The organism is Sorangium sp. So ce119, assembly GCF_051524405.1.
Classification (GTDB): domain Bacteria; phylum Myxococcota_A; class Polyangia; order Polyangiales; family Polyangiaceae; genus Sorangium; species Sorangium cellulosum_G.
Window position 1 is genome coordinate 3,324,509 of the sequence record NZ_CP150310.1, and the last position, 13,582, is coordinate 3,338,090.

General features: G+C 76.3%; 3 protein-coding genes. All 3 read left to right on the plus strand.

Annotated elements, in window-relative coordinates:
* The first annotated feature begins 108 nt into the window (after positions 1–108).
* From WME76_RS12470 to WME76_RS12480, 3 genes are read left to right on the plus strand one after another with little or no spacing between them, the layout of a single operon-like run.
* Positions 109–3,213 (plus strand): phospholipase D-like domain-containing protein, encoded by a 3,105-nt coding sequence (locus WME76_RS12470; RefSeq protein WP_437960357.1) that lies wholly within the window; start codon positions 109–111, stop codon positions 3,211–3,213.
* A complete protein-coding gene (locus WME76_RS12475; RefSeq protein ID WP_437960358.1) occupies positions 3,210–7,172 on the plus strand; it encodes a hypothetical protein in 3,963 nt (1,320 codons plus the stop codon). Before WME76_RS12470 ends, WME76_RS12475 begins: the two co-directional genes overlap by 4 nt.
* Positions 7,169–13,510, plus strand: a complete 6,342-nt coding sequence (locus WME76_RS12480) for a hypothetical protein (RefSeq protein WP_437960359.1) — start codon at positions 7,169–7,171, stop codon at positions 13,508–13,510. Before WME76_RS12475 ends, WME76_RS12480 begins: the two co-directional genes overlap by 4 nt.
* The last annotated feature ends 72 nt before the right edge of the window (positions 13,511–13,582 follow it).

The following is a 13,582-nucleotide window of genomic DNA, read 5'->3' on the forward strand; positions in this document are numbered from 1 at the left end:
CCTCGCATCGTCGCTCGCCTCGGCCGGCCGCTTCGTCATTGCCATTGCGGCGCAGCCGCCCGTACCATGTGGCCTTCGGTCGACGCGCGCCCAAGGGGGGCGCGGTGCATGGCGAGCTTCGATCCGCTCTTCGATCCGCTGCGCCTCGAGCGTGTGCTCGAGGCGACGATCACGCTGCCGGACCCGCCACGGCCGGCGCCGGCGCCGGATCCCATCGTCATCACCCGGCCGGGCGTGGCGCGCCACGCCGCCCGGCGCGTGACGCTGCTGCAGGTCCGCCTGCGCGCAGGGGAAACCGCGCACACCGTCTCCTCGCCGGTGCGCGCGGCGGTGCGGCGCGTGGCGCTCGATCCGGCGGCGCCGCTCCCCGGCGGCGGCGTCGAGCTGCTCGAGCTGTCGCCGCTCCCGTTCCTGGATCACACCCCGGGCGCGCCGCCGCTGCTCGAGGAGACCTTGCGCCGCCTGGGGACGCGCGGCGTGCCGACCTTCTACGTCGCGCCGTTCGCCGCCGTCGCCGCCGCGCTCCCGCCGGCCGAGCCGCTCGACGACTCGCTGCTGCTCCGCGGCGCGCCGGTCGTGGAGCTCACCCCGGGGGCCGTGTTCTCCGTCGGCGTCCTGTTCCAGGACGGGACCGCGCTGCCGCCGGTCACCGCCTTCGGGCTGATCGCCGACGCGCTCGAGGCGGCGGGCGACGGCGCGGCCGCGGCGGCGTGGCGCGCGCAGCTCGCGACGCTCGGCGGCCCGGCGCGGCGCTTCGTCGCCGTACGCCACGACGGCGGCGCGCTCGGCGCCGCGGCCGGGTTCGACCTGGAGCTGCGCCGCGACGAGGACGGCGTCGCCGTGGCGACCGCATCGGTCGACGCAGGCGCCGACGGCGATCTCGAGCCGGCCGCCGCCGCCTCGCCCGTCGGCTCGCTGTTCGCGCCGCCGCCCGGGCACCACGTCGCGGTGCGCTGGGCAGGCGACGCGCCCGCCGGGTCGTCGCTGCCGGTGCAGGCGCTGGTCGGCACGCGCGTGAGCAGCCCGCCGGGCGGGTTCCTGCGGGTGCCCGCGCTCGCCGAGCCGCGCGCGACCCTGGAGGTGCTCGACCTCGCGCGCTGGTACCCGCCCGTCCCGCCGGGGCACGCGGTCGAGCGGTACCACACGAACAGCCTCGTGATCCCGCTCGTCGACGGGATGGCCACGTTCCAGGCGCTCGTCGAGGACCTGCGCGCGTGCATCCGCACGCCCGCGGATCCGCCCGGCGCGCGCTTCCGCGCGCACCTCACGGGGTGGACCTTCAACCGCTTCCAGCTCCTCCCCGGCGGCACACGGACCGCGCTCGTCGAGCTCGCGGAGGACATCCTCGCGCGCGACGGCGCGGTCCTCGTGCTCGCGAACCGGTTCCTCAACCTGCGCGACCCGGAGCTGTCGGGCTCGCGCGCGGCCGCGGCGCTCCTGCTCATCGCGCTCGGCCACGCGACGCTCGTGACCGAGCTCCTGATCAAGCTCGCCGCGGAGGTGTTCAACTTCTCGGCGCCGACCGCAGAGACCGACGACTGGGTCGTCTTCGCCTGGTTCGCGCTGCCGGCGGTCGCCGGCATGCTCGGGCTGGCCGCCGCCGAGCTGGGGTGGCTCGAGGACGCGCTCGTGGGCATGCTCGAGACAGCGCGCGCCACCGTCGACGATCTGAACGCGCTCGCGCCGGGCACCGCGGTCTGGTCGAGCAACCCGGCGCGGCTCGCCGACAACCCGCTCGCGCCGCTGTACGGCGACAGCCCGCTGTTCGGGCTCGAGGACGACGCGGATCAGTTCGGCGTCTACCACAACAAGATGCAGCTCGTCCGGCGGCGCGCCGACGCGCGCGGCGACGAGTTCGTCGGTTTCCTGGGCGGGATCGACGTCAACCGCAACCGCCTCGACTCCCCGGGGCACCAGATCGGCGGGCCGTACCACGACGTCCACGCCCGCTTCAGCGGGCCCGTCGTCGCCGACGCCTTCCGCGCGTTCTACGAGCGCTGGGCGCGCGACGCGGGGATCGACCCCGCCGCGCTGGAGGCCGAGCTCCCCGCGCCCGTCGCCGCGGCGATGCCCCAGCACACGGGCGCGCGCCACATCGCGCGCATCGGGCGCACCTACCCGCGCAGCACGCCCGCGCTGGAGTTCGCGCCCGGCGGCGATCGCGGCACCTACGACACGCTCATCGCCGCGATCGGCCAGGCGCGCGACCACATCTACATCGAGGAGCAGTACTTCACCCCCGACGATGTCTTCGTCGACGCGCTGCGCGCCGCCGGCGGGGCCGGCCGCTGCCGCCGCCTGCTGATCGTGGTGCCCGGCGAGGGAGACCAGCCGTTCGGCGACCTGCGCCGGCGGCACGTCTTCGCGCGCCTGCGCGAGGTCTGGGGCGACCGGATGATCGTCGGCTACCCGCAGCGGCGCCCGCGGCTGCGCCGGGCCGACCGCTTCGCGAGCCGCGGGCGCGCGTGGCTCGTGGGCGACCTCGCGCCGGGGGCGACCGAGCTGTACGTGGGCCCGCCCGCGCGCGCGATCGGCGCGCCGTCGTGGCTCTGGGTGGACGGCGAGCTGATGCTCGCGCGCAGCGTCACCCGCCCGGTCGTCCACGAGGGGGAGCCGGCGGCGCGCATCGTCGTCGATCGCGGCGGGATCTCGGCGAGCGGCCGCTGGGGCGCGCACCCGCGCGCGCACCGCGCGGGGACCGCGGTCACGTTCTCGCAGCCCGCCGGGATCTACGTCCACGCCAAGTGCATGATGATCGACGACGTCTTCGTCTCGATCGGCTCGACCAACCTGAACCGCCGCGGCTTCTTCCACGACGGCGAGATCAACGTCTTCGCGATCCCCGAGGAGCTGCGCGGCGCGCCCGACAACCCGGCGCGCGCGCTCCGCGCCGCGCTCTGGGCCGAGCACCTGGGGATCCCGCCGGCGCAGGGCGGGGCGCTGCTCGGCGACGCGATCGCGGGGTTCGAGCTGTTCCGCCGCCCGCACCTCGGCGGGTCGCGCTTCGCGCCGCTCGAGAGCACGGACATCCGCCCCTTCCTGTCGCTCCCCGACACGCAGCTCTGGCCGATGACGCTGATCGGCGCGCTCGCGCTGCTCCTCGAGGGCGTGCCGGCGGGGTTCCTGTCCTTCTTCCAGCGCACCGCCTGGAACCTCGTGATCGACCCGACGACGGGGACCGATCCCGCACCCACGGAGGGGCCGGTCCCGTGAGCCTGTTCGCGCGCGCGATCCCCCAGGTCGAGCCGCCGATCGTCGGCGTGCACCTGCTCTGGAGCGGCCCCCATGCCTGGCTCTACTCCCCCGCCGGGTGGACGATCCAGCGCCGCCAGGGGGCGCCGCGCCCCCGCTGGGACTGCGTCTCGCTGACCGCCGACCAGCTCGCCGCGCTGCGCGCGCGCCGCGAGCTGCGGATCCGCCTCGGCGTGCTGACCGATCGCGTCGGGGCAGCGCCCGCGCCGCTCCTCGCTGCCGCCGGGGCCGCCGCCGCCGGGGCCGCCGTCGCCGCGAGCGCCGCCGGCGCGACGCCCTGGGAGGTGATCACGGTCGAGCTCGACACGCCGAGCGACGGGGTGCGCGTCCCCGTCCAGGCGACGGCGAGCCTCGCGGTCGCCCTGCGCGACGGCAAGGTGGTCGCCGGCGGGCGGGCCGTCGCCGGCAACACGGCCCACGAGCTCGTCGCGGCGGGGATCGACACCGTGGTGGTCCATGCGCGCGGGCTCACCGCGCTCGGCGTCTGCGTGTCGCTGGCCAGGGAGGACGACTGGCGCGACGCCGCGACGATCGCGCGCCTGCAGCTCCCGCTGCGCGAGCTCGACCCGAAGCTGACGAGCGCCGACGACGAGTACGACGAGGCGAAGCGCCGGCTCCTCCCCGGCGAGACCCTGGATCGCGGGGAGCTCGAGCACCTGACCGGGATCCTGCGCAAGGTCGTCGCCGCCGCCGGGCCGCCGCGCCCGATCGACATGACGCTGCTCCTCCGCGACGACCCCGAGCTGCGCCACGACGAGCTCGTCGCGCTCGATCCGCTCCGCGCCGTGATCGCGCACCCGCGCTGGCGCCGGGTGCTCGGCTTCGCGCACTTCGACGCGGACCCGGCGCTCGTGCCGGGCCAGGTCTACCAGTACCGCGTGAGCGGCGGCTGGCCGGAGGCCGACCTCACGGACCGCGTGGTCGGGTTCCACACCGCCCCCGCGACAACGCAGCTCCCGGCGGAGCTGTCGCTCGGCGACGTGCGCGTCCGCTTCTCGAAGCCGCGCCTGGTCGAGCTGGCCGAGCCGCGCCCGTCGGATCCGATCGCGCTCACGCGCCGCGGCGTGGCGCTCTCCCCGCGGCGCGGGCCCGGGTGGCTGACGCCAGGGACCGACGGCTGGAGCGCGGTGATCGATCTGCCCGTCGCGGTGACGTCGCTCGTCCTCGAGCTGGGGCACGCGGCGCACTCGTTGACCTTCGCGGCGGGGGCCCCGTGGCTGCCGCCGGGGCCCGAGGCGAGCGTCCCCGCCGGCGATCGCCCGGCGCTCTCCTTCGCGACGCCGGTGCACCAGCTCCGCCTGGGGGGCGAGGGGTTCCTCTGCGCGCTCCGCATCCCCGCGAAGAGCTCGGCGGCGATCGTCGAGCGCGCGGTGGTGCTGCCCCCGCTCGTCCTCGCCGACACGCCGCGCCCGGCCGCGCCGCTCGCCGCGTGGATCACCAACCTGCAGCAGCCGGAGAGCGTCGCGACAGGCGACGCGCCGCTCGGGCCGCCGCCGCCGCGCCACGCGCTCGGCTTCGAGGTGCGCTGGATCCCGGCGCCGACCGAGGGGATCGACGCATGGCCCGCGGAGCTGCCGCCCCCCCCGATCGACGCCGCGCTGTTCCAGATCGAGCACACGCCCGCCGGCGGAGCGCCGTCCTGGACCCCGCTCCTCGACGAGGACAACCACGTGACCGGGCACCGCGACGAGGTCGCGCTGCCGCCGATGACGGTCGGCGGCGACCTGATGGCGTCCTTCCCGGAGGTCCTGTCGCCGGCGCCCGGCGGGCTCACGCTCTCCTGGCGCGACGTGTTCGACTTCCCCGACGGTGGCGCGCCGGTGCGGCGCCCGCGCCCGGAGCCCGGGACGCGCCACCGCTACCGTGTGCGCGCCGTCGACGCCGTGGGGCGCGCGGGGGCGGCGTGGTGCGAGACAGGCGAGCTCCGCCTCGAGAAGCGGCGCCCGCCGCCGCTGCCCGCGGGCCCCGACGAGGCCAAGGCCGACGCGCTCGCGCTCCCGGCGCCGACCGGGGTGCACGCGCGCGTCCTCGTCGCCGGCGCGCCCGACCTGACCGACGACGAGCGCGCGCTCCTCGGCGGGCACGGCAGCGCGATCCTGCTCCGCTGGGGGTGGCACGCCGCGCAGCGCGCCGAGGACCCGTACGCGACCGAGTTCCGCGTGTACGCGACCCGGCGGCGCCTGGACGCGATCCCGGGCGCGCTCTCCGCGGTGTCCGGCTCGGGCGGCCTGTACCTGGCGACCCTCACGCTCGGCGAGCCGGTGCTCGCCAACGCCGCGCGGCGGCTCCGCCTGGACGCGGGGTACCCGTTCGAGATCCTCGCCCATGACGGCGGCGCGGCGGGGACGCCGCTCTCCATCACCCTGCGCGCCCAGGTGCCGCTCCCCGGCGGCGCCTTCCCGGTGCCGCGCGCGGGCGAGGTGCTGCTGCCGGTCCACCTGACGCCCGACCGCACGACGGCGCCCGCGTGGGGCGCGCGCGTCGAGGTGCGGGCGATCGGCCCGGACACCGCGTACGAGTCCGCGCCGATCTTCGATCTCCTGGACCTCCGCGCGGATCACCCGCACGACCGCGCGCTCGTCGGCGTGAGCGCCGCCGACGCGCAGGACTACGTCCCGGACCGGCTCGCGCCCGCCGACGCGCGCCCGGGCAACGAGAGCGCGATCGCCGCCGTCGAGGTGGAGGGGCGCTGGCAGGGGCGCCCGGTGCTCGCCGAGGCGCCGGCGCTCGCCGACGTGCCGTCGGTGGTGACGCCCGAGCCGGGGGATCGGCCGATGCGGCTCGTCCTCGACGTGACGCCGCTCCTCGCCGGCTCCGGGCTCTCGGGGAGCGAGCGCGTGCGCCCCGAGCGCTGCTCGGCGGACGAGGTCTTCCGCGCCTACCGCGCGAGCGGCGGCCGCGTGCTCGCGCGCGTCCTCGAGCCGCCGGCGCCCGGCGACGCCGAGGTGGAGGTGGCGGTGCCGAACGCGTCGGATCGGGCCGCGATCCTCGCCGCGCTCGACGGGCACGACGTCGGCGCGCTGACCGACCGTCACGCCGTGTTCCTGGCCGCCGCGCACCCGTACCGCGCGCGCCTGTTCGCGCCGGTCACGCAGGAGCCGGTCGCGCTGCCGCGCTTCGCCGAGACCCTGCCGAACCGCGGCGCGCGCTGGATCTACCGCGTCCGGCTCGCCGACGCGGCCGGGCGCCTCTCCGCCGACGGGCGCACGCTGCGCGGGGTGGTGCGCGTGCCGTCGACGACCCGCGTCCCGCCGCCGCGGCGCGAGGCGGCGCAGCCGGACGATCCGCGCGCGCGCCTGCGCCTGCGCGTCGAGGGGCCCGGCGAGATCACGCACCTGCTCCTGTTCCAGCGCGTCGACTCGGTCGACCCGGGGCGCGCGCCGTCCGGCGACGAGGCCGAGCTCCTGCGCGTCCCCGGCGCGGCGCGCCTGCCGCCTGGCGCGGGGGTGCGCCTGCGCCTCGGGGGGGAGATCCTCGCCCCGCAGGTGAAGAGCCTTTCCGATCCCGACGTGGCCGGGGCGCCGCCCTCGCGGCGCGTGGTCCTCGACCTCGCGCTCGTCGACGGCCAGCGCGCGCGGGTCTGGGCGGTCTCGGTCACGCGGGACGGGGTCGCGTCGGCGCCCGAGGCGTGGGCGATCGCGATGCCGCGGGCCGCCCTGGTGGCGCCCGCGCTCTCGGTCTCGGCCAGCCCTCCCGAGCTGCTCTTCACCTGGACCTGGCCGTCCCCGGCCGACGCGACCGAGGTCCTCCTCGAGGCTGCGCCCGCCGATCGCGACGCCTGGTCGCGCGTCTCCGGGCGGATCGCGCGCGACGTCGCGGCGCACGCGCACCGCCCGCCGCCAGGAAGCTGGCGCTACCGCCTGCGCGCGCTCTCGCTCGACGGGCGCGACGCGCTCTCCGCCGAAGTGACGCCCTCATGAGCCGGATCCGACTCTACACGCTCCTCGGCGTGAGCACCCCGGACGAGGCCGCCGAGCGCTGGCCGCGCGATCTCGTGCGCCCCTTCGTCGGCGTCCTGCAGGGGGGCAGCGACGCGCTCTACCGCGACCTCATGATCCACCTCCAGGACGCGCTGGAGCTGCGCGGGCTCCGCCCCGGCGCCGACGGCGACAGGCTGGGGCTCGTGGCCGACGTGCACGTGACCCCGCCCCCCGTCGCGCTGCCGCTCGTGATGGCGCAGCTCCCGGAGGTCGCGTTCCACCTGCGCGCGACGGCGAACCTCCCCGCGACGCTGTTCGTGACCCGCGGGCCCGGGGGCGCGCTGGAGGTGGCGATCCAGGGGCTCCCGGTGGCGATGCACCTGCCGCCCGGGTTCGTCCAGCCGCTCTACACCGAGGAGGAGCTCGCCGGCGTCGTCGGCGACCCCCCCGACAAGCTGCTCACCGACGCGTTCGAGCCCGATCACGCGGACAGCCTGGAGATCGTCGCCAGCGAGTCGGGCCCGACGCGGGTCAGCGTGCGCGTGAACGTGCGCCTGACCGAGACCGGCGACTTCCTGTTCGACACGGTCGTGCCGCTCTCGATCGGCGCGTGCAAGCTCTCCGGGCTCCCCTGCCGCGGCCTGCACGACGTGCAGCTCATCCCGACGCCGCGCCCGCGCCACGTGGAGTACGGGCGCGAGGGGCCCGAGGTCGCGCTCGAGTGGGCGCGCCACGACATCTCGATCGCCGACACCGACGCGAGCTCTCCCGGGCTGATCACGATCCGGACGATCGATCTCGACGCCACGCGCGGCCCGCTGAAGGGGCTCGTCGAGCGGATCCACGCGCGCCGCCCCGAGGCGGACCCTGTCGAGCTGGTCCTCGAGGACGTCGCGCTGCCGTTCCGCACCGCGCCGCCGCTCCCGATCCCCACGCACGGCCGCTTCCACCTGCGCCGCAGCATCATCGCGGGCGACGCGGGCGGCGAGACGTGGGACCTCCGCGACGCGCCGGTCGAGATCGAGGTGCGCGGGACGTACCTGAAGCTGTTCCGGCTCATGCTCCAGACCCCGGGCGGCGGCGAGTCGCCCGCCGCGTTCGACGTGAAGTGGAGCGACTCGCCCGACGATCCGACCGGCGCGCTGCAGGGCGAGGTCACGCTCACCGACGGCGGCGAGCTCCTCGTCGGCGCGCTGAACCCGGCGCCGGTCACGTTCCTGCGCGTCCTGGGGGCCCACGTGCGCCTCGGCGCGCTCCGCTTCGGGGTGTCGCTGAAGAAGGTGTTCGACGGCGACGACGACGCCTGGACCGATGTGCTCGCGCTGCTCGGCGACTTCCAGATCGACACCGTCAGCGACGGGCAGATCTTCGAGCTCCAGGACGCGTCGGGGAAGCCGGGGTTCCAGGTGCTCCACGACGTCGGCTGGGCGTTCGGCAAGCCGTCGCTCGGCAGCCTGTACGACCCCGACGGGCTCGACTTCGTGTTCGCCGACAAGCTCCGCCTGCGCATCGAGGAGCTCGGCCTGGTGACCGAGAACAACGGCGGGCTCTACCTGCTCGTGACGGCGGGGCTCAGCACGCCGCTCGGCGAGGCCACGCCCCCCGAGCCCGCCGAGGTCGGCGCGCCGGCGGCGCCCGCCACGACAGCGTCCACCGACGACGCGCGGCGCAAGGGGTTCGGCCTGCGCCTGCACCGGCTGCGGATGCTGCTCGCGCGGAGCAACGACACCCAGGCGCCGTGGCTCCTCGACGGGATCAGCTTCTTCGCCCGCAAGGGGAAGTTCGAGCTGGCCGGCATGGGGATGGTCAGCGAGTACGATCAGGGGGCGAACCACCACCGCGAGATCGGGATCGAGCTCTCGTTCCGCTTCGACGCGCTGGGGCGCACGTTCGACCTCGGCGGGCAGTTCCTCCACGGGCGCGTGACGGGCGCCGACGAGTTCACCTACCTGCTGCTCGCGCTCTCCTTCGGGCGCCTGCCGCTCGGCGCCACCGAGCTCGCCAACGTGCGCGTGCTGTTCACGTCCAACCTGACGCCGCGCCTCTCGCCACCCGACGGCCACGGCCAGTCCATGCGCCTGTTCCGCTGGTACAAGCAGAACGGCGACGCCATCGCGGTGCCGCTCTCGCGCAAGCTGACCGCGTGGCAGCCCGCCGAGGGCGCCGGCGCGGCGGGGATCGGGCTCACGATCCACCTCGCCGCGACGCGGGCGATGGGGCTCGACGGCTTCCTCTTCTACCACGAGGGCGCCGGCGAGAAGGGGCTGCTCGCCGGCGTCGAGCTCTACCTGGCGAAGTCGAAGAAGCCGATCGCGTTCGGCGTCTTCGAGTGGGACATGCAGCGCGACAAGTTCGGGCTGCTGCTCGGGATCGCGCTCGGTCTGGAGAACCTCCTCGGCGACGATCTCCCCGGCTTCCTGGCCGATCTCGCCGCGCTCACCGGGACCTTCTTCTACGGCAACAAGCCGGACACGCTCGCGATCGGGCAGTACAACGACCCGTCGACCTGGCTGCAGTTCCGCTTCGCGTTCGGCGGGCGCGTCAGCTTCGGGATCTCGGCCGCGTTCTGCCACCACCGCGTGGACGAGGCCGACGCGCTCGACCCCACCGTCGAGAGCGTCAACGTCTGGGCGCTCAGCCTCTCCATGCAGGGGGGCGGCAAGCTCGGGCCGCTCGGGAAGCTGCAGGTCTACCTGACCGTGCAGGTCGTGATGGGGCAGTGGCGCAACGAGGGGGTGGCGTCGGGGCACCAGTTCGTCGTCGAGGCCGGCATCCGCTGCAAGGTGTTCGGCTGCTTCAACTTCGGCGCGCACGTGAAGGTCGACGTCGCGGCGCTCGGCCCCGGCGACCCGACCTACCACCGCAAGAGCACGGTCTTCCGGATCGAGACCCCCTGGTACCTGCCCGATCTGACCTTCCGCTGGGAGAGCCAGGAGGGGACGCCGGTCTCCGAGGCGATGCGGGTCGTGTCGCTGCCGGTCGCGAGCGCGTCGGCGCACCGCCCCGCGGGCCCGCGCGAGGCGGCGGCGATCGGCGTCACCCGCCCGGCGGGGGACCTGGGCGACGGGCCCACGTACGCGCTCCGGGCGCTGCGCGACGCGGCGCCGGCGAGCCCCTCGGACGCGGACCTCGCGGCGCTCCGCCCGGTCGCCGTGGACAGCGTGATCGCGCTCGACCTGGGCGCCTCGTGCGACGCGTGGGCGACCGCCCTGCCCAGCACCACGAGCACCGCCGGCGGCGCCCAGCGCTCGAACGACCTGGAGGCGCGCTACGAGATCGTCGAGATCGGCGTGCGCCGCCGCCGCCGCTTCGGCGACGGCGTCTGGCGCGATCTCCTCGACCCGCTGACGACCCGCGTCGACGCGCTGGGAGGCCTCTCGGCCGAGGAGATCGAGGCGCGCTTCCGCCCCGTCGTCACGTTCGACTGGGACCCGGACGTGCACCGGGTGGGGCGCGTCGACCCGCGGCGGCTGCTCGTCAACGCGGACACGCCCTACACCTTCGCGACGCGCAACCCCGAGGCAGACGAGATCGTCGCGGCGACGCTGCCCGGCTGGCCCTGCTGCCGGCGCGCCGATCGGCCGGTGCGATGGCACATCGTCCACTTCCACGACACGCCGCCGGGCGTCCGCACGCCGGCGATCGAGCGCTTCAGCGAGAGCGCGAGCACGCTCCGCTGGGTCGGGGGGCGCCCGCCCGTCGTGGTGCCGCCCCAGGTCGCGCCCGGCGGGGCCAACGTCGCCGCCGTCGACCTGGGCGCGCGCCCCGCCGGGGTGATCGCCGCGGTGAGCTTCGACGAGCCGGCGGCGATCTGCGAGGTGTACGCGGCCTGGAAGCCGATCCACTCCGCCGCCGCGCTGGTCGTGGAGGCGTACCGCGGCCTCGACGTCGTGGCCTCGCTGAAGCTCGCGATCTCCGACGTGTCGCCCCCGGCGCCGATCCAGGTGAGCGCGCCGGACGGGATGACCTCGCTGCTCCTCCGCAAGGAAGGGGACATCGAGCCCGACAGCGGGGAGCCGCCGGTCGAGCTCATCTCGCTCCGCTACCGCACGCTGCGCGAGGCTTACGAGAGCGTCCTCGACCTGCTCCGCTGCGATGCGCAGGACGAGCGCGTGCATGGCGCCGGGCGGCTGGGCTGGCTCCCCAACACCGACTACGAGATCACGCTCCGCACGCGCGTCGTGCTCGGCTACGCCGCGGCGGGCGACCAGGACGCGGTCATCGAGCAGAAGGCGTACTTCCGCACGCGCGGTCCGCTCGGCCTGAACGCGTGTTCGTTCGTCGGCGAGGAGATCGACCCGTACGTCGAGTCGCGCTATCCGGCGCCCGCCGATCGCCTCTACCGCGCCGAGGCGCTCGCGGTGGCGTTCGACGAGCGGCTGAACGTGCTCCTCCCCGTCGACCGCGCGCCGGCGCCGGGTGATCCGGAGGAGCGCCAGCAGCTCGTCCGCTGGGTGCTGGTCGTGGACAAGGTCGGGGGCGCGGCGGGGCTGGAGCGGATCTCGCAGACGGTCGAGGACTGGATCGTCGCGCACCGCGGCGCGCCGTCGCCGCCGTCCCCGCCGGTCACGCCGCCGCGCCGGCCGCGGATCCTCGACGCCGGGGTGCTGAGCGCGCCGATCCGCCGCGCGCCGTCGACCGACCCGCGCCGGCTCCGCCTGGAGAACATGATGGCGCGGCCGGGCGCGTGCGCCGCGCCGCGGCGGATCCACGCCTCGCAGCTCCTCGTGCACCAGCCTGTCGATCCCGGCGCGCCGGCCGGGGCGCCCGCGCGCTGGGAGCCCGACGAGGAGTACCGCGTCAGCGTGCGCGCGGAGGGCGCGCCGTTCATCGATCGCGGCCGCTTCGAGCCCGAGGACGCGACCGCGTGCACCTTCGTGGCGGAGAGCGGCGCCGCCGCTGCCTGGACGGTCGACGACGGCGCGCTCCGCCCGGTCGCGTTCCCGCCCGGCGACGCGGCGCAGCTCGCGCTGGTCGGCGACGGGGCGGGCTGGGATCACGTGGAGGTGCGCGCGACCGTCGATCCCGAGGGGGGCGAGGCCGGGATCGCGGTCGCGGTCCTGGGCGCGCCGGTGGCGCAGGCGATCCTCGCGCTCATCGACGAGCGGGGCGGGGCGCGGCGGCTGCGCCTGGTCGAGCGGCGCGGCGGCGTGGTGCGCGAGCTCGCGGCGCGTCCGCTCGCGGACGACGCGCCGCGCCCGTACGTGCTCGAGGTGACCTCGTACGACGATCGCGTGCGCGCCGCGGTGGGCGACGTGGTGGTCCAGCCGGACGAGGATCGCGGCGCCGTGCGGGGAGGGCGGATCGGCCTCTGCGCGCGCGGCGGCGGGCGCTTCGCCGGGCTCGCGGTGCAGGGGCTCGACGTCTGGCGCGCGCACCTCCGGACCAGCCGGTACGTGGATTTCCCTGCGCACATCGATAGCTGGGACGGGGCGCTGCCGGAGCTCCCGCTGGGCGTGGCCGGGGCGCCGACCACGACGGCGGCCGCGCTCCTCGCCGAGGACGCGCGGGACATCGCCGCGGCGATGGCGGCGGGCGCGGACGCCGAGGCGCGCGACGCCCTGTTCCGCCGCTGGATCGCGGCGCTCTCGGTGCCCCTCCGCGAGCGGCCGTCGCGGCTCGCGCTCACGCGGCTGGTCGCTGGGGGCGCGACCGAGCTCCTCCTCGTCGAGAGCCCCGAGCCGCTCGCGTTCAGCCGCGACGTGACCCTGTCGGTGGACCGCCGCGCGAGCGCGCCCGAACCGACCCCGACGCCGCCGCGCTGGCCGCCGCTGCCGAGCCGGGGGAGGCCGCGCCCGTCGCCGTTCGCGACCTTCCTGGAGCAGATCGAGCTCGCCGACGACGCGCTGCTGGTCCCGCCGATCCCGAGCGAGCTGCGCGCGCTCCGGCGGCTCGTGCGCGCCGAGCGGGTGCGGGACGGGCGGGTGCGGGACGAGCGGGTGTTCCACGTGTACGAGCTGCCGCCGCGGGTCGACCCGACCGTGACGAACCGTGCGCCGCGCGTGGCGACGCTGGTCCCGGGCGACAGGATCCCGGAGAGCTACGCCGCGCTCGGACCCGACGAGCTGGGGCTCTTCGACGAGCGCAACAGGCCGCTCCTCGCGCCCGAGCCGATCCCCGAGCCGCCTCCGTACACCGACGTTCCGGTCGTGATTCTCGGCAGCGGCGACGAGCGGCGCGCGCTCGTGATCCCGGTGGGCCCGTCGGGGGACCACGCGCCGTTCGAGGCCGGCGTGCATCGCTTCCGGTTCGCGATCGACCGCGCGCGGTGGCGCAGCGAGACCGCGGACGACGTCTCGCGCTACCGCGCGGCGAGCACGCGCGTGGTCGGCTGGTGACGCCCGCGCGCCGCGGGGGCTGATCCGATCGGCGTCGGCCTCCATCGTCAGGCAGATGGCGGAGCGCAGGGC

Coding starts and splice junctions, on each gene's coding strand:
- WME76_RS12480 (WP_437960359.1), top strand. CDS start 7,169: ATGAGCCGGATCCGACTCTACACGCTCCTCGGCGTGAGCACCCCGGAC.
- WME76_RS12470 (WP_437960357.1), top strand. CDS start 109: ATGGCGAGCTTCGATCCGCTCTTCGATCCGCTGCGCCTCGAGCGTGTG.